19 protein-coding genes are annotated in these 25,213 nt (G+C 74.8%); 12 read left to right on the top strand and 7 right to left on the bottom strand.

The features are described from left to right. Positions 1-73 precede the first annotated feature (73 nt). The gene (locus tag ABIE39_RS10625) at positions 74-2,206 is read left to right on the top strand and encodes a PhoX family protein (protein ID WP_354051671.1); all 2,133 of its coding nucleotides are present in this window, start codon (positions 74-76) and stop codon (positions 2,204-2,206) included. A 42-nt stretch (positions 2,207-2,248) separates the two neighbouring features. Here ABIE39_RS10625 and ABIE39_RS10630 read toward each other — a convergent pair whose 3' ends face one another. Continuing rightward, on the bottom strand, positions 2,249-3,295 hold the full coding sequence (locus ABIE39_RS10630) for a phosphotransferase (RefSeq protein WP_175009964.1): 1,047 nt from the start codon (positions 3,293-3,295) through the stop codon (positions 2,249-2,251). Positions 3,296-3,584: 289 nt separating this feature from the next. Between ABIE39_RS10630 and ABIE39_RS10635 the strand changes: the two genes are divergently transcribed. Further along, on the top strand, positions 3,585-4,817 hold the full coding sequence (locus tag ABIE39_RS10635) for a cysteine desulfurase family protein (protein ID WP_354051703.1): 1,233 nt from the start codon (positions 3,585-3,587) through the stop codon (positions 4,815-4,817). After that, the gene (gene mnmA, locus ABIE39_RS10640) at positions 4,814-6,010 is read left to right on the top strand and encodes a tRNA 2-thiouridine(34) synthase MnmA (protein ID WP_354051673.1); all 1,197 of its coding nucleotides are present in this window, start codon (positions 4,814-4,816) and stop codon (positions 6,008-6,010) included. The genes ABIE39_RS10635 and mnmA overlap by 4 nt, the downstream gene beginning before the upstream one ends. On the opposite strand, the gene ABIE39_RS10645 is transcribed toward mnmA, so the two are convergent. Beyond that, positions 5,983-6,411 carry an ester cyclase gene (locus ABIE39_RS10645; RefSeq protein WP_354051675.1) on the bottom strand — a complete coding sequence of 143 codons (429 nt, stop codon included), beginning with the start codon at positions 6,409-6,411 and terminating at the stop codon, positions 5,983-5,985. The genes mnmA and ABIE39_RS10645 overlap by 28 nt on opposite strands. A 158-nt stretch (positions 6,412-6,569) precedes the next feature. Between ABIE39_RS10645 and ABIE39_RS10650 the strand changes: the two genes are divergently transcribed. From ABIE39_RS10650 to ABIE39_RS10660, 3 genes are all read left to right on the top strand, one after another. Then, positions 6,570-7,616, top strand: coding sequence for a uroporphyrinogen decarboxylase/cobalamine-independent methonine synthase family protein (locus ABIE39_RS10650; RefSeq protein WP_354051677.1), 1,047 nt, complete (start codon positions 6,570-6,572; stop codon positions 7,614-7,616). A 168-nt stretch (positions 7,617-7,784) separates the two neighbouring features. Further along, positions 7,785-8,573 (top strand): beta-phosphoglucomutase family hydrolase, encoded by a 789-nt coding sequence (locus ABIE39_RS10655; protein ID WP_114553121.1) that lies wholly within the window; start codon positions 7,785-7,787, stop codon positions 8,571-8,573. Continuing rightward, the gene (locus ABIE39_RS10660) at positions 8,570-11,047 is read left to right on the top strand and encodes a glycosyl hydrolase family 65 domain-containing protein (protein ID WP_114553122.1); all 2,478 of its coding nucleotides are present in this window, start codon (positions 8,570-8,572) and stop codon (positions 11,045-11,047) included. The genes ABIE39_RS10655 and ABIE39_RS10660 overlap by 4 nt, the downstream gene beginning before the upstream one ends. A 93-nt stretch (positions 11,048-11,140) precedes the next feature. Here the strand turns inward: ABIE39_RS10660 and ABIE39_RS10665 are convergent, their stop codons facing one another. Next, positions 11,141-13,366 (bottom strand): prolyl oligopeptidase family serine peptidase, encoded by a 2,226-nt coding sequence (locus ABIE39_RS10665; protein WP_114553124.1) that lies wholly within the window; start codon positions 13,364-13,366, stop codon positions 11,141-11,143. A 206-nt stretch (positions 13,367-13,572) separates the two neighbouring features. Here ABIE39_RS10665 and adhE point away from each other — a divergent pair, with 206 nt between their 5' ends. The 3 genes from adhE to ABIE39_RS10680 all read left to right on the top strand — a co-directional run bounded on the left by adhE (position 13,573) and on the right by ABIE39_RS10680 (position 17,228). Continuing rightward, entirely contained in the window at positions 13,573-16,317 is a 2,745-nt protein-coding gene (adhE, locus tag ABIE39_RS10670; protein WP_175009959.1) for a bifunctional acetaldehyde-CoA/alcohol dehydrogenase, read from the top strand. Positions 16,318-16,552: 235 nt separating this feature from the next. Beyond that, positions 16,553-16,774 (top strand): helix-turn-helix domain-containing protein, encoded by a 222-nt coding sequence (locus ABIE39_RS10675; RefSeq protein WP_024839235.1) that lies wholly within the window; start codon positions 16,553-16,555, stop codon positions 16,772-16,774. A 64-nt stretch (positions 16,775-16,838) separates the two neighbouring features. Then, positions 16,839-17,228, top strand: coding sequence for a DUF6907 domain-containing protein (locus ABIE39_RS10680; RefSeq protein ID WP_143031151.1), 390 nt, complete (start codon positions 16,839-16,841; stop codon positions 17,226-17,228). A 7-nt stretch (positions 17,229-17,235) separates the two neighbouring features. On the opposite strand, the gene ABIE39_RS10685 is transcribed toward ABIE39_RS10680, so the two are convergent. Both ABIE39_RS10685 and ABIE39_RS10690 read right to left on the bottom strand, forming a co-directional pair. Beyond that, on the bottom strand, positions 17,236-17,970 hold the full coding sequence (locus ABIE39_RS10685; RefSeq protein WP_255437380.1) for a response regulator transcription factor: 735 nt from the start codon (positions 17,968-17,970) through the stop codon (positions 17,236-17,238). Further along, positions 17,967-19,190, bottom strand: a complete 1,224-nt coding sequence (locus ABIE39_RS10690; protein ID WP_354051681.1) for a sensor histidine kinase — start codon at positions 19,188-19,190, stop codon at positions 17,967-17,969. The genes ABIE39_RS10685 and ABIE39_RS10690 overlap by 4 nt, the downstream gene beginning before the upstream one ends. Before the next feature lie 195 nt (positions 19,191-19,385). On the opposite strand from ABIE39_RS10690, the gene ABIE39_RS10695 reads away from it, so the two are divergent. From ABIE39_RS10695 to ABIE39_RS10705, 3 genes are all read left to right on the top strand, one after another. Beyond that, positions 19,386-19,967 carry a M15 family metallopeptidase gene (locus ABIE39_RS10695; protein WP_209829606.1) on the top strand — a complete coding sequence of 194 codons (582 nt, stop codon included), beginning with the start codon at positions 19,386-19,388 and terminating at the stop codon, positions 19,965-19,967. Between the two features lie 61 nt (positions 19,968-20,028). After that, positions 20,029-22,476, top strand: coding sequence for an NAD-dependent DNA ligase LigA (ligA, locus tag ABIE39_RS10700; RefSeq protein ID WP_502914853.1), 2,448 nt, complete (start codon positions 20,029-20,031; stop codon positions 22,474-22,476). Positions 22,477-22,510: 34 nt separating this feature from the next. Beyond that, a complete protein-coding gene (locus tag ABIE39_RS10705; RefSeq protein WP_175009956.1) occupies positions 22,511-23,617 on the top strand; it encodes a hypothetical protein in 1,107 nt (368 codons plus the stop codon). Between the two features lie 4 nt (positions 23,618-23,621). Here the strand turns inward: ABIE39_RS10705 and ABIE39_RS10710 are convergent, their stop codons facing one another. Next, positions 23,622-24,521, bottom strand: a complete 900-nt coding sequence (locus tag ABIE39_RS10710; protein ID WP_209829608.1) for a dihydrodipicolinate synthase family protein — start codon at positions 24,519-24,521, stop codon at positions 23,622-23,624. Positions 24,522-24,531: 10 nt separating this feature from the next. Next, positions 24,532-25,197 carry a ThuA domain-containing protein gene (locus ABIE39_RS10715; protein ID WP_175009954.1) on the bottom strand — a complete coding sequence of 222 codons (666 nt, stop codon included), beginning with the start codon at positions 25,195-25,197 and terminating at the stop codon, positions 24,532-24,534. Positions 25,198-25,213 lie beyond the last annotated feature (16 nt).

Genomic DNA, 25,213 nt, shown 5'->3' on the forward strand with positions numbered 1-25,213 from the left:
GGTCACCGATCGTTCCTAGCGTCGGGCCGACTCCCCGGTGACGGGGAGGCCCCCCGACCCGTGGAGACGACCGATGACGATCACGCCTGCCCCCGAGCATCGCCCCCTGCTCTCCGTCGCGCCGCACGCGCGCGGCAAGCGCAGCCCCGTCACCTGCCGGCTGAAGTGCGCGGACGCGTGCTCGCACCCGGTCCCCAACGAGAGCGCGAACGAGACGTTCCGCGACGTCGTCGCCGGCGCGCTGTCACGCCGCGCGCTGCTCGGCGGGCTCGCGGTGGGAGCCGCGGCCGTCGTGCTCGGCGCGCAGACGGTCACCGCGCCGTCCGCCGCCGCCCAGGGCGTCGCGGCGCACGGCGGGCACGGCGGTGGCCGCCCGCAGAAGGGGCTCGCGTTCGGCGCGATCTCGCCCCAACCTGCGGCGCGCGACGCGCTCGTCGTCCCCGACGGGTACCGGTGGCGCCCGGTGATCCGCTGGGGCGACCCGATCCTGCGCGGCGGGGCGCCGTTCGACGTCTCGCGCCAGACCCCGGAGCAGCAGGCGCGGCAGTTCGGCTACAACAACGACTACCTCGACATCCTGCCGTTCGAGCGCCAGCACGCCCTCGCCGGCGGCCGCGGCGCGGGCAAGGGGCCGGGTCGCGGGACGCGCGGGCTGCTCGTCGCGAACCACGAGTACACGAACCCCGCCATCATGTTCGACGCCTCGTACGACGCCCCGACCCGCCGGGCGATCGAGCGCGCGGCGCACGGGATGTCCGTCGTCGAGGTGCGTCGTCGTCGGACCGGGACGCCGTGGGACTACGTGGCGGACAGCCGGTACAACCGCCGGGTGCACATGACGACCGAGCTCCGCCTCACCGGGCCGGTCGCGGGGTCCGACCTCGTCAGGACCGTCGCCGACCCGTCGGGGACGCGCGTGCTCGGCACGCTCAACAACTGCGCGGGCGGCACCACGCCGTGGGGCACGGTGCTCTCGGGCGAGGAGAACTACAACGGGTACTTCCGCACGTCGGGCACGGGCCACGACGCCCGCTACGGCCTGCGCGACGCCGCGACGGGGTACGGCTGGGAGCTCGACGACCCGCGCTTCGACGCCCGCAACCCCGGGTACGAGAACGAGCCGAACCGGTTCGGCTGGATCGTCGAGATCGACCCGTACGCGCCCGCCGAGCCGCCGGTGAAGCACACCGCGCTCGGCCGGTTCAAGCACGAGGGCGCCAATGTCATCCTGTCGCGCCGCGGGAACGCGGTCGCGTACATGGGCGACGACGAGCGCTTCGACTACGTGTACAAGTTCGTCTCCTCGCGCACGATGCGCCCGGGGAACAGCGAGGGCGCCCGCCGCCACAACAAGACGCTGCTCACCGAGGGCTCGCTGTACGTCGCGCGGTTCCGCGGCGACTCGCCGGCGTCCGAGATCGACGGCTCGGGCGCGGTGCCGTCCGACGGCGCGTTCGACGGCCGCGGCGAGTGGCTGCCGCTCGTGGTCGACGGGCGCAGCGCCGTCCCGGGCATGAGCGTCGAGGAGGTGCTCGTCTACACCCGCGTCGCGGCCGACAAGGTCGGGGCGACGAAGATGGACCGCCCCGAGGACGTCGAGCCCAACCCCGTCACGGGCCGCGTGTACGTCGCGTGCACGAACAACACCTCGCGCGGCCCGGGCGCAGCCGAGGGCGCGACCGAGCCGAACCCCCGCAGCACGAACCGCGACGGGCACGTGGTGGAGATCGTCGAGGACCGCGACGACGCCGCGTCGCTGACGTTCCGCTGGAACCTCCTCCTCGTCGCGGGCGACCCCGCGACGAACTCCTCCACCTACTTCTCGGGCTACCCGAGGGAGAAGGTCTCCCCGATCTCGTGCCCGGACAACCTCGCGTTCGACGCCGAGGGCAACCTGTGGATCTCGACCGACGGCCAGCCGAGCACGATCCAGAAGTGCGACGGCCTGTTCAAGGTCACGCTCGACGGCCGCGAGCGCGGGCGGGTCGAGCAGTTCCTCTCGGTGCCGCGCGGCGCCGAGACGTGCGGGCCGCTCGTCGACTCGGCGGACCGCATGGTCTACGTCGCGGTGCAGCACCCCGGGGAGGACGGGACGTTCGACGCGCAGGTGTCGTCCTTCCCGGACTACCTGACCCCGGGGGCTCCGGTGCCCGCGGGAGCCTTCGCCGGGCCGCGGCCCGCGGTGGTGCAGGTCTGGCAGGACTGACGCCCGGGCCCCGGCGCCACGACGGCGCCGGGGCCTGCGCGCTCAGAGCCCCAGGTGCTCCAGCCACGCGAGGGCCGCGACGCCCTGGGCGCGCTGGAACGGTCGCAGACGGGGGATGGTCGGGATCGCGGGCTGCCGCGCGGAGTGCAGGAAGTACCCGGCGATCCCCGCGACGACGGCACGCAGGTCCGTGGGGTGCACGTCCTGGCCGAGCGGGTGCGCGGCGAACGTCGCGGCCGCCCAGGCGCCCCCCCGCGCGCGTCGTGCCGGGTCGGCGCTCACCGTGACGGGCTCGCACACGTCCCGGACGCCCTGCATGACGACGCTCGGCAGGAGCATCGCCAGGTCGAGCCACGCCGCGCCGCGCGACGCGTACGGCCAGTCCACGAGGTAGACCTTCTCCGGGGTCAGCAGCACGTTGTCGGCGCGCAGGTCGCCGTGCACGAACGACTCGCCCTCGCACGCGACGAGCGCGCCGCGCTCGGCCTCCGCGAGCGCGTCGAGGCGCGCCGCCGCCCAGGGCACGAGCGCTGCCAGGCCGGGGTCCGGGTCGGCCCGCAGGGCGCGCCAGCCGGTGGCCATGCCGGCGAAGTCCGGGCCGGTGGGCGGCAGGCGCATGGCTCGGGCCCCCGGCGCGGACGCGACCCGGACGAGCGCGGCGAGCACGCGGTCGAGCTCGTGCGGGTCCCACGGCGTGCCGGGCGAGCGCCCGTCGACCGCCTCGTACGCGAGCGCGACCCAGTCGCCGTCGCCGTGCCCCCAGGCGAAGCGTGGCGCGGGGACGGCGCGCGGCAGCCGCGTCGCGACCTTCGCCTCGGCGCGGTGCAGGTCGGCGGCCACGGGCTCGTCGGCGGTCCGGGCCGCCTTGACGAAGAGGCGGCTGCCGTCGTCGAGCGTGAGGACGGACGCGAGGCCCGGGCTGAACCCGGCCGGTACCGAGCGCTCGTGCACGACCCTGCCCCCGGCGACGGCCTCCAGCTCGTCGCGCAGCGCGAGCGGCAGGTCGGCCCAGAGCAGGCGTCGACCGCCGGAGGCGACCGGGACGTCCCCGGTGGTCTCGACGGCGGGCGGCGCGACGTCGTCGGGCATCGAGAGGCCACTTCCCCTGTCGGTGGCTGGCGGTCCCGCCCGCGGCACGTTCCCGTCCCGCGGCGACGTGTGGCGCGCGACGGCGGTCCTGCGACCGGGCGAGCGCCCGGCGACGGCCGGGCGTAGATGTCCCACAACCTAGCGCTTTCCACCGGGATGTCCAGCGCTGCCCACCCCTCGGACCGCGAGCGTCGCCCCGCGGTTCGTAGACTGGGTGACCGTGACCCCTGCTCCCGGCCCCGTGACCGGCGTCGGCCCCGGTGCGCCCGGCGGGCCGACCCCCGTCCTCGTGACGGCCTACCTCGACCACGCCGCCACGACGCCGCTGTCCCCGGCGGCGCGCGACGCGTTCGTCGACGAGCTGACCCGCACGGGCAACCCGTCGTCGCTGCACGCCGCGGGCCGCGCCGCGCGGCGCACCGTCGAGGAGGCGCGCGAGTCGGTCGCGGCCGCGCTCGGCGCCCGCCCGAGCGAGGTCGTCTTCACGGCAGGCGGCACCGAGGCCGACAACCTCGCGGTCAAGGGGCTGTTCTGGGGCCGCCGGACCACGGACCCGCGCCGCCGGCGCATCGTGGTGTCCGCCGTCGAGCACCACGCGGTGCTCGACCCCGCGTTCTGGATGGCGGAGCACGCGGGCGCCGAGATCGTCCTGCTGCCCGTGGACGCCCAGGGGCGTGTGGACCTCGACGCCCTGCGCGCCGAGATCGCGGAGCACGCCGACGAGATCGCCCTGATCTCCGTCATGTGGGCGAACAACGAGGTGGGGACGCTGCAGCCCGTGCCGGAGGTCGTGCAGCTCGCGCGTCCGCACGGCATCCCGGTGCACTCCGACGCCGTGCAGGCCGTCGGGCAGGTGCCCGTCGACTTCGCCGCGAGCGGGCTCGACGCGATGACGGTGTCGGGCCACAAGGTCGGCGGGCCCGTCGGGGTCGGCGCGCTCCTCGCGCGGCGCGACGCCCCGCTGACGCCCGTGCTGCACGGCGGGGGCCAGGAGCGCGGCGTGCGCTCCGGGACGCTCGACGCCCCCGCGATCCGCGCGTTCGGCGTCGCGGTCACCGAGGCGGTCGCGCACCGGGCCGAGCGGGCCGCGCACCTCGCCGCGCTGCGCGACGAGCTCGTCGCGGGCGTGCGCGAGCGCGTCCCGGACGCCGTGCTCAGCGGACCCGAGCCCGGCGCGCACGACGGCGTCGTCCGGCTGCCCGGCAACGCGCACTTCACCTTCCCCGGTGCCGAGGGCGACTCCCTGCTCTACCTGCTCGACTCCGCGGGCGTGCAGGCCTCGACCGGGTCGGCGTGCCAGGCCGGCGTGCCGCAGCCGTCGCACGTCCTGCTCGCGATGGGCGTGCCCGAGGCCGACGCGCGGGGCGCGCTCCGCTTCTCGCTCGGCGTCACGTCCACGCGCGACGACGTCGCGCGCCTCCTCGACGCCCTGCCCCGGGCGGTCGAGCGCGCCCGGGCCGCGGGCCTCGCGTCGAGCCCGGCGCGCCCGCGCGTCGCGAGCCGCACGGGCGGTGCCGCGTGAGGGTCCTCGCCGCCATGTCGGGCGGCGTCGACTCGGCCGTCGCCGCGGCGCTCGCGGTCGAGGCCGGGCACGAGGTGGTCGGCGTGCACATGGCGCTCTCGCGCGACCGCGACCAGTTCCGCACCGGCTCGCGCGGGTGCTGCTCGATCGAGGACGCGGGGGACGCGCGGCGTGCCGCCGACGTCCTGGGCATCCCGTACTACGTGTGGGACCTCTCCGAGCGGTTCGAGGACACGGTCGTGGCCGACTTCCTCGCCGAGTACGAGGCCGGGCGCACGCCCAACCCGTGCGTGCGCTGCAACGAGCACATCAAGTTCGAGGCGCTGCTCGACAAGGCGACCGCGCTGGGGTTCGACGCCGTCGCGACGGGCCACTACGCGCGCGTCGAGACGCGGGAGGTCCCCGACGCGTCCGCCCCGGGCGGGACGCGCACGGTCCACGAGCTGCACCGCTCTCCGAACACGGCGAAGGACCAGTCCTACGTCCTCGCGGTCATGGGTCCCGAGCGGCTCGCGCGGGCGGTCTTCCCGCTCGGCGGCTTCGCCTCGAAGGACGAGGTCCGCGCCGAGGCGGCGCGGCGCGGCCTGTCGGTCTCCGCGAAGCCGGACTCCTACGACATCTGCTTCGTCGCCGACGGCGACACCCAGGGCTTCCTGCGCGCGCGCCTGGGCGCGCGGCCGGGGGAGATCGTCGACGCGGACGGTGCGGTGCTCGGCGAGCACGACGGCGCCTACGCCTACACGGTCGGCCAGCGCAAGGGCCTCGGCATCGACCGACCCGCGCCCGACGGCCGCCCGCGGTACGTGCTCGACGTCCAGCCCGCGAGCAACCGGGTGGTCGTCGGACCGGCCGAGCTGCTCAGCGTCGACCGGATCGAGGCGGGGTCCGCCGTCTGGTTCGACGACGCGTGCCCGCCCGCGGGCGAGCCGGCCGACGTCGAGGTGCAGGTCCGGGCGCACGGCGCGCCGGTCCCCGCGCGCGTGCGGAGCGTCCCCGGCGGGTCGATCGAGGTCGAGCTCACGGGCACGCCGTTGCGGGGCGTCGCGGCCGGGCAGTCGCTCGTCGTCTACGCCGGGACGCGCGTGCTCGGGCAGGGCACGGTCGACGGGGCGTACCGGGCCGGCCGCACCACCCCCGGCCCCGGTACCCCGGGCGCACGGGGCGCTCAGCCGACGCCGACGGCCGCCGGGTGAGCGAGCGCCCGCACGAGCGCCGACTCGTCGCGCACGCACCAGTGCTCGGCCGCGCGCCCCTCGGCGAACCGCAGCACGTGCATCTCGCGCACGCGGAACCGGCGGCCCGTCGGCGCGACGCTGCGGAAGTAGCCCGTGTGCCGGGCGCTGAGCTCGACGTGCAGCGCCACGAGGTCGCCCTCCGCGACCGCGTGCAGCACCTCGACGCGCTGGTCCTCGAACGCGTCCGCGTACCAGTGCATGGTCGCGACGAGGCCCTCGTCGCCCCCGTCGCCGCCCGGTGCGGCGTCGTGGTTGCGGAAGCCCGGCGCGAGCAGCGCCGCGACGGCGTCGGCGTGGTTGCCCGGGATCGCGTGCGTGTGCACGGCGACGGCGACGGCCTTGTTCTCGTGCGTGCCCATGGCGGGGTCCTTCCGCAGGACGGCCGTGCGGCCCCCGGACCCCGGCGGGGTCGCGGCACGGCTCGGTGTTCCGGTGTGCTCCTGGAGAGAGGTGGACGGCACGTGGTTCGTGACGAGGTGCGCGGTCTCCCGCGCGAGGCGGCGCGCGGGGGTGCGGCATGACCGCGGTGAGCGGGCTCGGGCCGTGGCCCGGCGGCGAGGGCACGGACGTCCTCGAGGCCCAGCTCACGGTGCTCGGCGACCTCGCCGACGTGCCGACGGGCGTGCAGGGCGTGCCGTTCCTCGTCCAGCTCCCGGGCCGCGGGCCCGGCGCCGACGCGACGGGCCGCACGACGACGCTCCTGCCGGGGCTGCCCGTCGAGCTCGGCCCGCACGGCTGGAAGCTCGCCGACCACGGCGGCGCCGACCTGCGGCGGGCGGAGGCGTACCTGCGCGAGGACGTGGAGGCGCTCGCCATCGCGGGCGCCGGGTACGCGGGGCCGCTCGCCGTGACGGTCACCGGTCCGTGGACGCTCGCCGCGGAGGTCTACCTGGCGCGCGGCGACCGCGTCCTGTCCGACCGCGGTGCGGTGCACGAGGTCGTCGAGGCGCTCGCCGCGGGCGTGGCCGAGCACGTCGCGCAGGTGCGCCGGCAGGTCCCGGGCGCGGACGTCGTCGTGCAGGTGGACGAGCCGCTGCTCGCGCAGGTGGGGGCGGGCGTGCTGCCCACGTTCTCGGGGTACTCGCGCCTGCGTGCGGTCCCGGGCCCGGACCTCGTGGACGGGCTGCGCCCGGTGCTCGACGCCGCGCGCGCCGCGTCCGCGTCGACGGTCGTCCACGTGGGCCCCGCCTGGGTGGGCGTCGCGCCGGTCGTCCTCGCGGGCGCCGACGCGGTCGGCCTGACGCTCGGCGCGTGGGACGAGCGGTCGTGGGAGACGGTCGCGCGCGCGGTCGAGCGCGGCGTGCGCCTCTGGGCCGCGCTGCCGCCCGCGAAGGTCTCGCAGTGCGCCGGGCCGGCGCTCGGCGAGCTCGCCGACCTCGTCAGCGTGCCGTGGCGCCGCATCGGGCTCGAGCCGTCCGCGCTCGACGACGTGACGCTCCTCGGCGCGCCGCGGTCCGGCGGCGGCCCCGGTCGCGGGGTCGGCGGCACGCCCGACGAGCACCGCGCGCTGCTCGCGAACCTCGGCCGCGTCGCCGACGTCCTGGCCGAGCGCGCCCACGCCTGAGCGTCGCCCGGACACGCCCTGGGCGCTTTCCGCGCACGCCTCCGGGTGCGTACGCTTGACCTCGCGCGACGGTCACGACGGCGACGTGCGGACGGCCGTCCCGCGGCCTCCGGACGGCGCGGGAACGACCGGGCGCAGACCCTCGTCCCCCCACCGCGAAGGATCTCCATGCCCGTCCTGCGAGCCGTGCTGTTCGACCTCGACGGCGTGCTCACGCCGACCGCCGAGCTCCACATGCGCGCCTGGGAACGGCTGTTCGCGCCCTACTGCGCCGCGCACGGCCTGGCCCCGTACACCGCCGCGGACTACTTCGCGTCGATCGACGGGAAGCCCCGCTACGACGGCGTCGCGACGTTCCTCGCGTCGCGGGGCGTCACGCTGCCACGCGGCGAGGTCACGGACGCGCCGGGGGAGTCCACGGTGTGCGCGCTCGGCAACCGCAAGGACGAGATCGTCAACCGCATGTTCGCCGAGGAGGGCATCGCGCCCTACCCGGGCTCGGTCCGGTTCCTCGACGCCGTGACGGCGGCGGGTGCCGCGGTCGCCGTCGTGTCGTCGTCGCGCAACACGCCCGCCGTCCTCGCGGCGGCCGGGCTCACGCACCGGTTCGCCGTCGTCGTGGACGGGAACGTCGCGGCGCGCGAGCACGTCGCCGGCAAGCCCGCACCGGACACGTACCTGTACGCGGCCCAGCTGCTCGACGTGCCCGCCGGGGAGGCCGTCGTGGTGGAGGACGCGATCTCGGGCGTGCAGGCCGGCGCGGCCGGCGGGTTCGGGCTCGTGCTCGGCGTCGACCGCGGCGTGGGCGCGGACGCGCTGCGCGCGCACGGGGCCGACGTCGTCGTGGCCGACCTCGGCGACCTCGACGCGACGGTCCTCGACCACCCGCGCGCCGCGACCGCCGACGCCGCCCTCCCCGCCGAGACCACCCGTGCCGACGAGGAGGCAGGCGCGTGATCCGCCGCACCGCCGACGAGCGCAGCACCGTCGACCGCCTGCGCTTCCCGGCCGAGCCGTGGCGGCTCGTCGAGTCGCAGTTCTCCGCGGAGGACCTCGGCGTGACCGAGACGCTGTTCGCCGTCGCGAACGGCTACCTCGGCATGCGCGGCAACGTCGAGGAGGGCCGCGAGTCCCACTCGCACGGCACGTTCATCAACGGCTTCCACGAGACGTGGCCCATCCGGCACGCGGAGGAGGCGTACGGCTTCGCGCGCGTCGGGCAGACGATCGTCAACGTCCCGGACGCGAAGGTCATCCGCCTCTACGTGGACGACGAGCCGCTCCTGCTGCCCGTCGCGGACCTCATCGACTACGAGCGCTCGCTCGATCTGCGCGACGGCGTCCTGCGGCGCGAGCTGCTGTGGCGCACGCCGTCGGGCAAGCGCGTGCAGATCCGCTCGCAGCGCATGGTGTCGTTCGTCGAGCGCCACCTCGCCGTCATGACGTTCGAGGTCACGCTCCTCGACGCCGCCGCGCCCGTCGCGATCTCGTCCCAGATCCTCAACCGCCAGGACGGTCAGGACGAGTACCACGTGCGGTCCGCGTCGCTCGGGGAGGGCTTCGACCCGCGCAAGACGAACCAGTTCACGGGGCGCGTCCTGCAGCCGCAGACGCAGTTCGGCGACGACGACCGCCTCGTGCTCTCCTACCGCTGCACCAACTCCGGCATGACGCTCGCGGTCGCGGCCGAGCACGTGCTCGAGACCGAGAACGAGTGGGACGTGCGCACGCTCGCCGACGAGGACCTCGCGAAGCACGTGTTCCGCGTGCAGGCCGAGCCGGGACGGCCGATCCGGCTGACCAAGCTCGTCGCTTACCACACGTCGCGCGGCGTCCCGCCGCGCGAGCTCGTCGACCGCTGCCGGCGCACGCTCGACCGTGCGCGCGAGTCCGGCGTCGAGGCCCAGCTCGCGCTCCAGCGCGAGTGGCTCGACGACTTCTGGGCCCGCTCCGACGTCGAGATCCCCGGCCAGCCGGGCATCCAGCAGGCCGTCCGCTGGAACCTGTTCCAGCTCGCGCAGGCGACCGCACGGGCCGAGGGCAACGGCGTCCCCGCGAAGGGGCTCACCGGCTCCGGGTACAGCGGGCACTACTTCTGGGACACCGAGATCTACGTCCTGCCGTTCCTCACCTACACGAGCCCGCGGTACGCGCGCAACGCGCTGCGCTTCCGCTACCAGATGCTCGACGCCGCCCGCCGCCGCGCCGCGGAGCTGTCGCAGAAGGGCGCGCTCTTCCCCTGGCGCACGATCAACGGCGAGGAGGCGTCCGCCTACTACGCGGCCGGGACCGCGCAGTACCACATCGACGCCGACGTCAGCTACGCGCTCGTGCAGTACGTGCGCGCGACCGGCGACGAGGACTTCCTGCGCCGCGAGGCCGCGGACATCCTCGTCGAGACCGCGCGCATGTGGGAGGACCTCGGCTTCTGGCGCGCCAACGGCGACGACAACTTCCACATCCACGGCGTCACCGGGCCGGACGAGTACACGACGGTCGTCAACGACAACCTCTTCACGAACGTCATGGCCCGCTTCAACCTGCGGGCCGCGGCGTACGTCGTCGAGCGCATGAAGGCCGACCACCCCGAGGACTACGCGCGCCTCGTGGACCGGCTCTCGCTGGGTGCGTACGAGGCCGCGGAGTGGGTCCGCGCCGCCGACCACATGTCGATCCCGTACGCCGAGAGCATCGGGATCCACCCGCAGGACTCGCACTTCCTCGAGCGCGAGATCTGGGACCTCGCGCACACGCCCGAGGACAAGCGGCCCCTCCTGCTGCACTACCACCCGCTCGTCATCTACCGCTACCAGGTGCTCAAGCAGGCGGACGTCGTGCTCGCGCTGTTCCTCCAGGGGCAGCACTTCAGCCCTGAGGAGAAGCTCGCCGACTTCGAGTACTACGACCCGTTGACCACGGGCGACTCGACGCTGTCCGGCGTCGTGCAGTCGATCGTCGCGGCGGAGGTCGGGTACCACGAGCTCGCGCTCGAGTACTTCGTGTCGTCGATCTACGTCGACCTCGCGAACCTCCACGCCAACGCCGCCGACGGCGTGCACGTCGCGTCCGCGGGCGGCACGTGGTCCGCGCTCGCGTACGGGTTCGGCGGCATGCGCGACTCCGAGGGCGACCTCACGTTCGACCCGCGCCTGCCCCAGGAGTGGGAGTCGCTCACCTTCCGCGTGCAGTGGCGCGGCTCGCGGCTGCGCGTCACCGTGCTGCCCGACGCGATCGAGCTCGACGCCGAGACCGGCGACGGCGCGCAGGTCGTCGTGCGCGGCGAGCAGGTGAAGGTCGTCCCGGGCGAGGTCGCGCGCGTCGCGCTCGACGGCCAGGGACCGGTGAAGCCGGGCCGTCCGAGCCTGCGCGCGCTCTCCGGCAACCGCCGCGAGGACGGCACCCTCATCACCGCGACGGTGCCGCACTCCTGAGGGCCGCCCGCACGTCGCCGACCAGGTGGTCCTGGCGCGTCCGGCCTCGCCGACGCGCCAGGACCACCTGCTCGGCCCCGCAGGAGCGCCGGGTCAGCCGAGGCGCTCGGCGAGGAAGCGGTAGTGCACCGCGGCCATGTGCGCGGCCTGGGCGTTGTTCGCGGCGCCGCCGTGGCCGCCCTCGATGTTCTCGTAGTACGTGACGTCCTTGCCCTCGCCGAGCATCTTCGCGGCGAGCTTGCGCGCGTGGCCCGGGTGGACGCGGTCGTCCTTCGTCGACGTCGTGAACAGCACGGGCGGGTAGTCGCGCTCGGCGTCGAACAGGTGGTACGGCGAGAACGTGCGGATGAACTCCCACTGCTCGGGGTCGTCCGGGTCGCCGTACTCCGCGGCCCACGACGACCCGGCGAGGAGCTTCGTGTAGCGGCGCATGTCGAGCAGCGGCACGCCGACGATCACGGCGCCGAACAGCTCGGGGTACTGCGTGAGCATGTTGCCGGCGAGCAGGCCGCCGTTGGAGCGGCCCTCCATGCCGAGGTGCTCGGGCGTGGTGATCCCGCGGGCGACGAGGTCGCGCGCGACGGCGGCGAAGTCCTCGTAGGCGCGGTGGCGGTTCGCCTTGAGCGCGGCCTGGTGCCATGCGGGACCGTACTCGCCGCCGCCGCGGATGTTCGCGACGACGTAGACACCGCCCTGCGCGAGCCACGCACGGCCGAGCGCACCGGAGTACGCGGGCGTGAGCGAGATCTCGAACCCGCCGTACCCGTACAGCAGCGTGGGCGCGGTGCCGGTTCCCGTGTCGCCGTCGCCCGCGACGAGGTCCGCCCGGCCCACGACGAAGTACGGCACGCGCGTGCCGTCGTCGGACGTGGCGAAGTGCTGCGCGACGGTCATGCCGTCGGCGTCGAAGAACGCGGGGTTGGACTTGACGACCTCGGGTGCGCCCGCGTCGCCGGGGTGCTCGCCGAGCGCCAGGAGCGAGAGCGTCGTCGGCGTGAGGTAGTCGGTCGTGACGAGCCAGAGGTCGTCGGTGTCGACGGGGTCGACCGCACCGACGGCGACCGTGCCCAGCGCGGGCAGGCCCGGGATCTCCGAGCGCACCCACGGCGCGTCCGCGGTCTCCTGCCCGACGACGGCCCCGGCGTCCCCGGGAGCGGCGGCGTCGGGCGGCGTCAGCACGTGCAGCCGGTTCTTCACGTCGTCGAGCACGTTGACGACGAGGTGGTGGCGCGTCCACGTGGCGCCGGCGAGCGACGTCGTCGCGGTGGGCTCGAAGAGCACGGTGAAGCCACGGTCGCCCGCGAGGAAGTCGTCGAACCGGGCCGCGAGGAGCGACCCGGCGCGGTACGTGGTGCCCCCGACCGTCCAGTCGTCGCGCAGCTCGACGAGCAGCCACTCGCGCCGCACGCCGACCTCGGCGGAGTCGGGCACGTCGATCTTCGTCAGGCGCTGCTCGGGCGTGCCGGTGCGCTCGGCGAGGTAGAGCTCGTCGGAGTAGAACGCCTTGGAGCGGTGCACGAAGTCGCGCTCGAACCCGGGCGTGTGCGAGCGCCAGGCGGAGATGTACATGTCCTCGTCGGTGCCCTCGTAGACGGTCACCGCGGTCTCGAGCGGGGTGCCGCGCGTCCAGCGCTTGACCACGCGCGGGTACCCGGACGGCGTGAGCGTGCCCTCGCCGAAGTCGGTGAAGACGTAGACGGTGTCGGCGTCGATCCAGCCGAGCGAGCCCTTGGCCTCGGCGCGGTGGAAGCCGCCGTCCTCCGGCGCGACGAACCGCTTCTCGACGAGGTCGAACTCGCGCGTGACGTCGGCGTCGGAGCCGCCGGGGGAGAGCTCGACGAGCGCGTGCCGCCAGGGCTCGCCCGCGGCGAGCTGCTCCGGCGTCGGGCGCAGGACGCTCGCGCCGTGCCAGACCCACGACTCGCCCTCGGTCGCGGCGAGCGCGTCGAGGTCGAGCACGGTCTCCCACTCCGGGTCGTCGGTGCGGTAGGACTCGAGCGTCGTGCGCCGCCAGACGCCGCGCTCGTGCTGCGCGTCCCGCCAGAAGTTGTAGTACCGGTCGCCGATCTTCGAGACCTCGGGGATCTTGGCGTCGGAGTCGAGCACCTCGCGGACCGCGCGCTCGGTCGCGGCGAACTCGTCGGCGGTCTCGAGCGTGTCGGCGACCTCGGCGTTGCGGGCGCGGACCCAGGCCAGCGCCTCGTCGCCCTCGACCTCCTCGAGCCAGAGGTACGGGTCGTGGGGGGTGCCGTCCGGTCGGTCGGTCGCTGCGCGGCTCCGGGTCGCGGGCGAGGGGCTCGTCGTCTGCTCGGCGGTCATGGTCACCCACCCTACGGCGCGCGGGCGGTGGTGCGGAGGTCACGAGGAGGCGGGGACCTTCGGCCCGCATCGGGGCCGGACCCTTGTGGGGACGGGTCCCTTGTGAAAACCTTCACAAGTAGAGAGACCGCCGAAGGAGCCGGGGCATCCCGGCCCCGGCACACCCGCGGCCGACGCCCGGCGAGGCCGGGCACCGGAGGGGACGCATGAGCGCGAAGAGCGCGAGCACGAAGGCCGAGAACCGCACCGAGGACACCCGCACGACGCACGAGATCGACGTCCTCGTCGAGCGGGCCCGCAAGGCTCTCGACCAGTACATGAGCCTCACGCAGGAGGACGTCGACCGGATCGTCCTCAAGGCGTCGGTCGCCGGCCTGCACCAGCACGGCCACCTCGCGCAGATGGCCGTCGCCGAGACCGGGCGCGGCGTGTTCGAGGACAAGGCGACGAAGAACATCTTCGCGTGCGAGCACGTGCCCAACTCGATGGCCAACCTCAAGACGGTCGGCGTCATCGGTCGCGACGAGCTCACGGGCGTCGTCGAGATCGCCGAGCCCGTGGGCGTGGTCTGCGCCGTGACGCCGGTGACGAACCCGACGTCGACGACCATCTTCAAGTCGCTCATCGCGCTCAAGACGCGCAACCCCGTGGTGTTCGCGTTCCACCCGAGCGCGCAGCGCTCGTCGGTCGAGGCGGCCCGCATCGTGCGCGACGCCGCGGTCGCGGCCGGCGCGCCCGACGACTGCATCCAGTGGGTCGAGCACCCGTCGATCGAGGCGACCAACACGCTCATGCACCACCCGGGCGTCGCGCTCATCCTCGCGACGGGCGGCAACGGCATGGTCCGCGCGGCCTACTCGGCCGGCAAGCCGGCGCTCGGTGTCGGCGCGGGCAACGTCCCGGCCTACGTCGAGAAGAGCGCCGACCTCGGTCGCGCGATCAACGACGTCGTCATGTCGAAGGCGTTCGACAACGGCATGGTCTGCGCGTCGGAGCAGGCGCTCATCCTCGACGACGTGATCTACGACGACGCGATGCGCGAGCTGGCCCGCCTGCACGCCTACCGCGTGACGCCCGCCCAGAAGGCGATGCTCGAGCGCCTCATCTTCGGTGTCGAGGCGAACGGCACGAACTGTGCCGGCGCGAAGCTCAACCCGAAGGTCGTGGGCAAGTCGCCCGTCTGGATCGCGCGCGAGGCCGGGTTCGAGGTCCCCGACGACACGTCGATCATCCTCGCCGAGATCGACGACGTCGGGCCTGACGAGCCGCTGAGCCGCGAGAAGCTCACGCCCGTCCTGGCCGTCCTGCGGGCCCGCGACACCGAGCACGGCGTCCGCCTCGCGGAGCGCATGGTCGAGCTCGACGGCCTGGGCCACTCGGCCGCGATCCACACGTCCGACGAGGAGCTCGTCGAGCGGTACGGGTCGCGCGTCAAGGCCGTGCGCGTGCTGTGGAACAGCCCGACGTCGCTCGGCGGGATCGGTGACATCTACAACGCGCTGCTCCCGTCGCTCACCCTCGGCTGCGGCAGCTACGGCGCGAACTCGGTGTCGAACAACGTGTCGGCGGTCAACCTCATCAACGTCAAGCGGATCGGGCGGCGCAACAACAACATGCAGTGGTTCAAGGTGCCCGCCAAGACGTACTTCGAGCCGAACTCGATCCAGTACCTCGCGCAGATGCGCGACGTGCACCGCGTCACGATCGTCACCGACAAGGTCATGAGCCGCATCGGCGTCGTGGACCGGCTGCTCGACGTCCTCGCCCGCCGCGAGGAGAAGGTCGCGATCCAGATCATCGACGCGGTCGAGCCGGAGCCGAGCGTCGGCACCGTGAACCGCGGCGCGGAGTCGATGCGCGACTTCGAGCCGGACACGATCATCGCGATCGGCGGCGGCTCGCCGATGGACGCCGCCAAGGTCATGTGGCTGCGCTACGAGCACCCGGAGATCGAGTTCTCCGACATGCGCGAGAAGTTCTTCGACGTGCGCAAGCGCGCGTACAAGTTCCCGGAGCTCGGCGGCCGGGCGAAGCTCGTGTGCATCCCGACGTCGTCGGGCACCGGCGCGGAGGTGACGCCGTTCGCGGTCATCACCGACCCGGAGACGGGCTTCAAGTACCCGCTCGCGGACTACGCGCTCACCCCGACCGTGGCGATCGTCGACCCCGTGCTCACGGACACCATGCCGGCGAAGCTCGCGGCCGACTCGGGCTTCGACGCCCTCACGCACGCCACCGAGGCGTTCGTCTCCGTCTACGCGAACGACTTCACCGACGGGCTGTGCCTGCAGGCGATCAAGATGGTCTTCGAGCACATCGAGGACTCGGTCACGCAGGGCGCGGCGGCCCCGAAGGCGCGCGAGAAGATGCACAACGCGGCGACCATCGCGGGCATGGCGTTCGGCTCGGCGATGCTCGGCATCGTGCACGCCATGGCGCACACCGTGGGCTCGACGTTCCACCTCGTGCACGGGCGCACCAACGCGGTGCTCCTGCCGCACGTGATCCGCTACAACGGCCAGGTGCCCACGAAGCTCACGAGCTGGCCCAAGTACGAGCGCTACGTGGCGCCCGAGCGGTTCCAGGAGATCGCGAAGCACCTCGGCCTGCCGGCCTCCACCCCGGAGGAGGGCGTCGAGTCGTACGCGAAGGCGGTCGAGGAGCTGCGCGCCAAGGTGGGCATCGAGGCGACGTTCGCGGCGCAGGGGGTCGACGAGCGGGCCTTCATGAGCCGCCTGGACGACCTCGCGCTCCGGTCGTTCGAGGACCAGTGCGCCCCGGCGAACCCGCGGATGCCGGTCCTGGAGGACATGCGCGACATCCTCGTCGCGGCCTACCGCGGCAGCAGCCGCGAGGTCGTGCGGGGAGAGCGGCTCGCGGCCCACGAGGGCGCGAGCGCGGAGGACGGGCAGGCGGCGACCCCGCCTGCCGAGAGCGTGGCGGCCGGCTGACCCTTCCCGGCCCCACGAAACCCGGAGCCCGACGGCGCGAGTCCCCTTCCGCCGTCGGGCTCCGTCGTGCGACGGGACGGCCTGGCGAGTGACGGGAGAGCCTGACATGTGCTATCTATGAGTAGCACGCGTCACGCGGGCGTCCCTCGCGGAGCGGGGGAGGGGGTCGTTCGAGAACGGGGTGATACTGATAAGTCTGTAGACCGAGGAGTAGCGCTGGGTGACGGTTGCACGCGTGCAAGGAGATCTGCAGCGCGCGCTGGGTGAGAACCTGCGGACCCTCCGGGTCCGCCGCGGGATGAGCCAGGAGGACTTCGCCGAGTTCCTCGGCGTCCACCGGACCTACATGGGCGGGGTCGAGCGCGGCGAGCGCAACCTGACCCTCCGCTCGGTCGAGAAGCTCGCCGAGCGGCTCGACGTCGACCCCGTCTCGCTCCTCCGTCCACCGCCTTCGTAACGGCGCGGTCCGGCGTGTCGGACGCCCCCGGCATCATGGTCCCGTCGCCGGGGAGGTGATCGGCATGACCGACGTGCTCGACAGCACGACAGGGGGATCAGCAGTGTGGGCTTCGCCGCTCGGGAGGCCGTCCTGGCAGGTGGACGACTGCCCGCCGTGGTGCGTGGCCGTCCACGAGGAGGACGACCACCCGCACGACCGCAAGCACCTCGGCCCGGAGCTCACGGTGCCCGCCACGACGCTCGCGGCGCACGCGTCGCCGGACGGCGTGCACCGGGACGAGCGGTCGGCGTCGGAGCTCGTGCTGTCGCTCCACCGCAGGGACGGCTCCCACGACACGTGGGTCTACGTGGGCGACGGCTTCGAGCAGCGCGTCGAGGTGCTGCTCGGCGACATGTGGCGCATCGTCGAGGCGTTCGGGCACGCGGTCGAGGGCCTGCCCCCGGACGCGTGAGCCGGGCTCAGGCCGCGCCGCCCGGCCGCACGAACCCGGCTTCGTACGCGAGGATGACGAGCTGCACGCGGTTCGTCAGCCCGACCTTGGTGAGCAGCGACCGCACGTGGCTCTTCACGGTGGCCTCGGTGAGGTGCAGCTCCGCGCCGATCTCCCGGTTCGACAGGCCGCGCGCGACGGCGAGCAGCACCTCGCGCTCGCGCGGGGTCGCCGCGTCGAGCCCGGTGACCGTGGCGGCGGTGGCCGCGGTGTCGGCCGTGGCAAGCGGTGCCTGCCGCGCGAGCTCGACGTAGGTCGAGATGATGCGGCCCGTCACCGCCGGGTCGAGCAAGGAGTCGCCGGCGTGGACGCGGTGCACGGCGTCGACGAGCGACTGCGGGTCGGCGTCCTTGAGGAGGAACCCCGCGGCGCCCGCGCGCAGCGCGCCGTACACGTACTCGTCGTCGTCGAACGTCGTGAGGACGAGCGTGCGCACCGCCGCGAGCTCGGGGTCGGCCACGATGCGCGCGGTCGCCTCGATGCCGTCCAGCCGGGGCATGCGCACGTCCATGAGCAGGACGTCGGGGCGCAGGGCGCGCGCCATGGCGACCGCCGTCTCCCCGTCCCCGGCCTCGCCGACGACCGTGACGTCCGGCTCGTTGTCGAGGATCATGCGCAGGCCCAGCCGGATGGTCGCCTGGTCGTCGACGACGACGACGCGGACCGGGGCGACCGCCGTCGTGCCCGTGCCGGGGGCGTTCACGCGGCCTCCCGCGGGACCCGCGCCTCGACCGTCCAGCCGCCGCGGCCGTCCGGCCCGGCGGCCAGCGCGCCCCCCGCCGCGAGCGCCCGCTCGCGCATGGAGGTCAGGCCGTGACCCTGCCGCCCGTCGGTGCTCGGCAGCGGCGGCCCGGGGTCGTGGACGCGCAGGCGCAGGTCGCCCGCGCGGTCGGTCAGCGTCAGGGTCACGTCGTGGGCGAGGGAGTGCAGCAGCACGTTGGTCAGGGCCTCCTGGGCGATGCGGACGACGGCGAGGCCGGACTCGGTGCTCGTCGTGGGCCACGGGTCGGGGAGCGTGAGGTCGACGGCGCGCCCGGCGTCGCGCAGGCGGCGGGCTGCCGCGCGCAGCTCGTCCGCGGCCCGGTCGCCGTCCGGCGTCGGGGCGAGGGCCGCGGTGCCGCCGTCGGCCTCGGTGCCCCGGCGCAGCACCTGCACCACGGACCGCATCGCGGTGAGCGCCTGCTTGCCCTCGTCGGCGATCCACCCCACGGCCTCGGCCGGTGCGTCCGGGCGGTTCGCGGCGACGCGGTCGGCCGCCTGGGCGCGCACGACGATCGCCGACATGTGGTGCGCGACGACGTCGTGCAGCTCGCGCGCGATCCGCGTGCGCTCGGCGAGCACGGCGCGCTCCGCCAGCTCGGCCTGGAGCGCCTGGAGCTCCGCGTTGCGCTCGCGCAGGCTCTCGGACGTGAGGGCGAGGCGGCGGAAGAAGTACCCGGCGGCGACCGCGACGAGCACGAGGGCGAGCGCGAGGACGACGTCGGAGGGGGAGTTCGCGACCCAGAGCTCCTCGACGAAGAAGGGCTGGGGCGGCAGCACGAGGCCGGGGCGCCCGGCGAGCTGCAGGGCGAACGCGGCGAGGCCCGCGCCGATCGTCGCGAGGATCGGCGGCACCGCCCCGGAGCGCGTGGCCGCGAAGCTCGCGATCATGAGCGGCACGAGCTCGAACGGGGTCTGCATGATCCAGGGGATCGCGAGCGGGTAGAGCGTGACGGTGCCCCAGAACAGCGGGCCGGGCGCGACGCGCCGCAGCGCGAGCGCCAGCACGATCCCCAGCCCGGCGATCCGGTACGAGTCGGGGAAGCGCGGGTACCAGTAGTCGCCGCGCTCCATGACCATGACCACGGTGAACCACGCGGCGCCCGCGACGAGCGCGGTCGCGAGGTCCTGCGCCCACACGGGCAGGCGGGTCGGCTGGGGCACGCGTCCACGGTAGCCGGGGCGCGTCGTGCGCGGCACCGCCCCGGGAGGGAACCCCGCCCGCGCGACCTCCGCCCCAGGGCGGAAGGACGTCGGGCCGGGGGCTGACGCCACGGGCCCGGGTGCACCGCACGGCGGGGGGCGAGGAGCCGCCGTCGGGTCGATGTGGCGAGGGGCGCTGCGGGCGAGCCTCGTGGCATGACCACGACACCCCTGCGTCCCACCCCGCCCGCCCGCCACGTCCCGGGCCCCCGCGGCCCGCGGCGCGTCGCCCGCGCCGTGCTCGGCGTCCTCGCCGTCGGCGCGCTCGGCGCCGCCGGCGCGCTCACGTACCTCACCGTGACGACGCACGACGGCGACGCCGTCGCCGACCCGTCGCCCACCCTGCGCCCCCAGACCGCGACCGGGCTGGACCCCGAGCTCGAACGCCGCTTCGACGAGGCGCGGGCCGCCGCCGACGCCGAGGGGGTCGAGCTGACGCTCACCTCGGGGTGGCGGACCGCGGCGGAGCAGGAGCAGCTCGTCGAGGCGGCGCTCGAGCGCTACGGGTCGCCCGAGGAGGCCCACCGGTGGGTGCTCCCGCCCGAGACCTCGGAGCACGTCGCGGGCCTCGCGATCGACGTCGGGCCGACGGACGGTGCGCTGTGGCTCGGCGAGCACGGCCCCCGGTTCGGCCTGTGCCGCACGTACGCGAACGAGATGTGGCACTTCGAGGCCGCGACGGAGCCGGGCGGGACGTGCCCGCCGATGCACGAGGACGCCTCGCACGGCTGGGGGTGAGGGCCCGCCGGGCTGCGGTCCGGGGGCGGCGGATGTGGGCGGTCCGCGCGATGATGTGCGGGTGAGCGAGAGCACCCCCGCGACGTCCGCGCCGACCCCCCCGACCCCGACGGACGAGGACGTGCCCACGGCGTCGTCCGCCGCCGAGCTCGACGAGGCCGGGGCGCAGCGGCGCTGGGCCGAGCTCGTCGCGCAGATCGAGGCCGACCAGCGGGCCTACTACGAGAAGGACCAGCCGGTCTCGTCGGACGCGGAGTACGACGCGCGCATGCACGAGCTCCAGGCGCTGGAGGCCGCGCACCCCGCCCTCCAGACTCCCGAGTCGCCCACGCAGCGCGTGGGCGGCCGGGCCGCGACCGGCTTCGCGACCGTCCAGCACCTCGAGCCCATGCTCTCGCTCGACAACGCGTTCAGCGCCGAGGACCTCGCCGCGTGGGCGGCGCGCGTGCACCGCGACCTCGGCGTGGCCGCGGACGCCGAGGTGGACTACCTGTGCGAGGTCAAGATCGACGGCCTCGCCATCGCGCTGCTCTACGAGAAGGGCCGCCTCGTCCGGGCGGCCACGCGCGGCGACGGGCGCACGGGCGAGGACGTGTCCGCCAACGTGCGGACGATCACCGGGATCCCGCAGCGCCTCGGCGGCGACCCCGCGACGCACCCCGACGTCATCGAGATCCGCGGCGAGGTGTTCATGGGCGTCGCGGACTTCGCCGCGCTCAACGAGAAGCTCGTCGCCGCGGGCCAGGCGCCGTACGCGAACCCGCGCAACACCGCGGCCGGGTCGCTGCGCCAGAAGGACCCGGCCGTCACCGCGAGCCGCAACCTGCGCATGTACGCGCACGGCGTCGGCGCGCTGCAGTGGGAGGCCGGCGAGCACGCCGAGCTCGCGCGGCAGTCGGACGCCTACGCCCTGTTCGAGCAGTGGGGCGTCCCCGTGTCGCCGCACAACCGGGTCGTCCACGGGCTCGACGAGGTCATGGACCGCATCGCCTACTTCGGCGAGCACCGCCACGACATCGAGCACGAGCTCGACGGCATCGTCGTCAAGGTCGACGAGCTCGCGCTCCAGCGGCGGCTCGGCGCCACGAGCCGCGCGCCCCGGTGGGCCATCGCCTACAAGTACCCGCCCGAGGAGGTGAACACGCGGCTCCTCGCGATCCAGGTCGGGGTCGGCCGCACGGGCCGCGCGACCCCGTACGCGGTCATGGATCCGGTCAAGGTCGCGGGCAGCACGGTGCGCCAGGCGACCCTGCACAACCAGGACGTCGTCCGTGCGAAGGGCGTGCGCATCGGCGACATGGTCGTGCTGCGCAAGGCGGGCGACGTGATCCCCGAGATCCTGGGCCCGGTCGCGGCGCTCGCGGACGACGGCTACCCGCGCGAGGACTTCGTCATGCCCGCGGACTGCCCGGAGTGCGGCACACCGCTGCGCCCCATGAAGGAGGGCGACGTCGACCTGCGCTGCCCCAACGCCGAGTCGTGCCCCGCCCAGGTACGTGGCCGGGTCGAGCACATCGGGTCGCGCGGGGGCCTCGACGTCGAGGTGCTCGGCGAGGTGACGGCGGCGGCGCTCACGCAGCCGCTCGAGCCCGCCGAGCCGCCGCTGCGCACGGAGGCCGGGCTGTTCGAGCTGAGCGTCGAGCAGCTCGTCCCGATCCGGGTCGTCGTGCGCGACTCCGAGACCGGGCTGCCGCGCGAGTACGACGGCACCGGCGAGCCGGCCGAGATCACGATGCCGGACGGCTCGACCGCGACCGTGAAGTCCGTGTGGCCGTTCCGGAAGAAGCGCAAGCTGTCGAAGGCCGCGGAGCGCGAGGCGATCGAGGCGGGAGAGCCGCTCTTCGAGGCGTCGACCAACGCGACGAAGCTCGTGGAGGAGCTCGAGCTCGCGAAGACGAAGGACCTCTGGCGCATCCTCGTGAGCCTGAACATCCGGCACGTGGGCCCGGTCGCGGCCCGCGCCCTCGCGGACTGGTTCGGCTCGCTCGACGCGATCCGGGCGGCGTCGCGCGACGAGCTCGCCGCGGTCGAGGGCGTGGGACCCGTGATCGCCGACCAGGTCGTCGAGTGGTTCACCGTCGGCTGGCACGTCGAGATCGTCGATCGCTGGCGGGCGGCCGGGGTGCGCCTCGAGATCCCGGATCACCCCGGCCCCGGCGCGCGCCAGGAGCCGACCGGTCCGCTCGCCGGGCTGACGGTCGTCGTCACGGGGTCGCTCGAGGGATTCAGCCGCGACGGCGCCAAGGAGGCCGTCATCGCGGCGGGCGGCAAGGCGTCGGGGTCGGTCTCCAAGAAGACGGACTACGTCGTCGTCGGGGCGAGCGCCGGCTCCAAGGAGACGAAGGCGCGAGAGCTCGGCCTGCCGATCCTCGACGAGGAGGGCTTCGTCGCGCTCCTCGCCGGGGGGCCCGACGCCGTGGCGGACCGCGTCGGTGCGGGCGCGACGTCGGACGGCACCGACGCCGCCCCGGCCACGGAGGGCGGGGGAGAGCCCGACGCGGACGGCTGAGTCGCGCGTCGTGCCGGGCGCCTACGATGCTCCGGTGCTCGACGCCACCACCGCCCCGTCCCGTACCCTCCCGACCCTGCGCGGCGCCCACCTCGTGGGCTCCGTGAACCTGTCGACCGCGCGCGAGACCTTCCGGGCGGTGGGGGAGCAGCTCGGCGGCCACGTGCGCCGCGTCCCCGACGGGGAGGTCGGCGAGCGGTTCCACTGGATCCTCTTCCAGGGCGAGCGGTTCTCCGCCGTCGACGGCCTCGCCCGCGTCCCGGTGGACCCGGTCGTCGTCGCGGGGTTCGACGTGCGCCCGCACGTCCTCGACGGTTCCGTCGACGCGGCGGACCTGCGGTTCGGCCCGCTCGGCTACGCGGACGCCGCCCTCGCCTCGTACGCCGACTTCGTCGCTCTCCGCGAGGAGGGCGCGCTTCCCGCCGGGACCCGCTTCCAGGTGTGCCTGCCCTCGCCGCTCGCGCCGGTGACGGCGTTCGTCGCGCCCCAGGACCGCGCGGCGGTGCACCCCGTCTACGAGGCCGCGCTCGTCCGCGAGCTCGCGACGATCGTCGCCGCGGTCCCGGCGGAGGACCTCGCGGTCCAGGTCGACCTCGCGACCGAGTTCGCGTTCGTCGAGGGCGCGAACCTCGGTGGCGGGGCGGCGCGCGCGTGGTTCGACGCCGAGGCCGGGGGAGACGAGGACGTCGTCGCGGGGTGCGCGCGCCGGGCCGCGGCGTTCGCGCGGCACGTCCCCGCCGCGGCGGAGCTGGGGTTCCACCTCTGCTACGGCGACGTCGCCGAGAAGCACTTCGTCGAGCCGACGGACACCGCGAACCTCGTGCGCGTCGCGAACGCCCTGCTGGAGCACCTCGACCGGCCGGTCGACTGGGTCCACCTGCCGGTCCCGATCGCGCGCGACGACGCCGCGTACGTCGCGCCGCTGGCGGACCTGCGCCTCGACCCGGCGACCGAGCTCTACCTCGGCCTCCTGCACCACGAGGACGGCGTCGAGGGGGCGCGTCGTCGGCTCGCCGCGGCGGCGGCGGTGCTCGGCGACCGCCCGGTCGGCGTCGCGACGGAGTGCGGCTTCGGCCGCGGCCCGAGCGAGCGCACCACCGGCCTGCTCGACCTGCACGCCGCGGTGCTCGCGGCGGTCTGACGGCTCAGCCCCCGGGCCGCCGGGCGACGACCTCGCGCAGCCGCGCGACGCCGTCGGGCGGGACAGGGAGCGACGGTCCGCGTGGGGGAGCGGTCGGCACGCCGAGCAGGGCGGCGAGGGCGTGGAACCCGCTCACCGGGCGCAGGTCGGCGAGCACGTCGGTGAGGTCGTGCAGCCAGCCGGCGACCCGCGCGTCCGGCACGGTGCCCGCGGTGCGGGCGCGGCGGAGCGCGACGTACTCCGCGGGGACGAGCGTGGCGAGCCCGGTGTGCCAGGCGTCGGCCGGCTCGGCGCCGCGCACGAGCGGGACGTCGCCGCTCAGACCGACGCTCATCCTGAGCCCGTCGGTCGCGGCCCGCAGCTCCGCGACCCGGCCCTGAGGCCGCGCGGGCGTGGACGCCGCGTCCTTGACCGCGACGACGGTCGTCGTGCGGGCGAGGCGCGCGAGGGCGCCGGGCGAGAGGTCGTACGCGGTCTGCACGCTGCGGTTGTAGAAGCACACCGGCAGGTCGACGACCGCCGCGACCGCCTCGAACAGCGCGACGACCTCCGCCTCGCCGAGCGGGAGGTAGGAGAACGGCGCGAGGACGAGCCCGTCGGCGCCCGCGTCGCGCGCCGCGCGGGCCCGCGCGAGGACCTCGCGCGTCGACGCGCCGCTCACCGCGACGTGGACGGGCACCGGCGTGGCGCCCGTCGACCCCGCGGACACGGCCGCGCGCACGACGGCGTCGCGCTCGTCCGGGTCGAACGTGACCCCGGCGCCCGACGACGCGAGCACGACGACGCCGTCGACCCCCGCCGCGGCGGCGTCCCGGACCAGGCGGCCGAGGGCGTCGAGGTCGGGAGCGTCGTCGTCGGTGAGGGGCGTGATCGGGTAGGCGAGGAGGCCGCGGAAGGCGGTCACGCGCGCCGGCTCAGCGGCTCGCCCAGAGGATGCCGCGCTCGACGATCGTGCGGATCGGCGGCACCTCGAGGTCGGCGAGCTGGTGGCCTGCCGCGCACACGAAGATGCGTCCGGCGCCCCAGCGGCGCGTCCACACGGCGGGGGAGACGACGGGCTCGTGCCACGGGTCGCCGTCGCGCGGGAGGATCGTCGTGGTCGCGAGGACGTCGTTGTAGGAGTCGGCGAGCACCCAGTACTGCTCCGAGTGCAAGGAGATCGAGTCGATCCCCGCGACGACGGGGTGGTCCGCGCGCTCGGGCACGATCTCGATCGTGTGGTCCACGAGGTCGTGCGGGTGGGCGGCGAACTGCCCGCCCACCATCTGCAGGTAGTCGGTCGCGAGGCGGAACGAGTCGACGATGCCGCCGTGCCAGCCCGCGAACCCGGTGCCGTTCGCGATGGCGGTGCGCAGCCCGCGCATCTCGTCCGGGAGGATCTCGCCCATCGTCCAGCACTGCACGACGAGGTCCAGGCTCGCCATGAACTCCTCGTCGGCGTACGCCTCGAGCGACCCCTCGAGCGTCACGTCGTAGCCGGACGCCTCGAGGAACGGGATGAACAGCTCGGCGGCCTCCTCGGGTGCGTGCCCGGGCCACCCGCCCCGGACCACGAGCGCTCGACGGTTCCGCTCGGTCATGACTCCTCCTCGTGCT

Origin of the sequence: Cellulosimicrobium sp. 4261, from assembly GCF_040546915.1 — a bacterium.
Classification (GTDB): domain Bacteria; phylum Actinomycetota; class Actinomycetes; order Actinomycetales; family Cellulomonadaceae; genus Cellulosimicrobium; species Cellulosimicrobium cinnabarinum.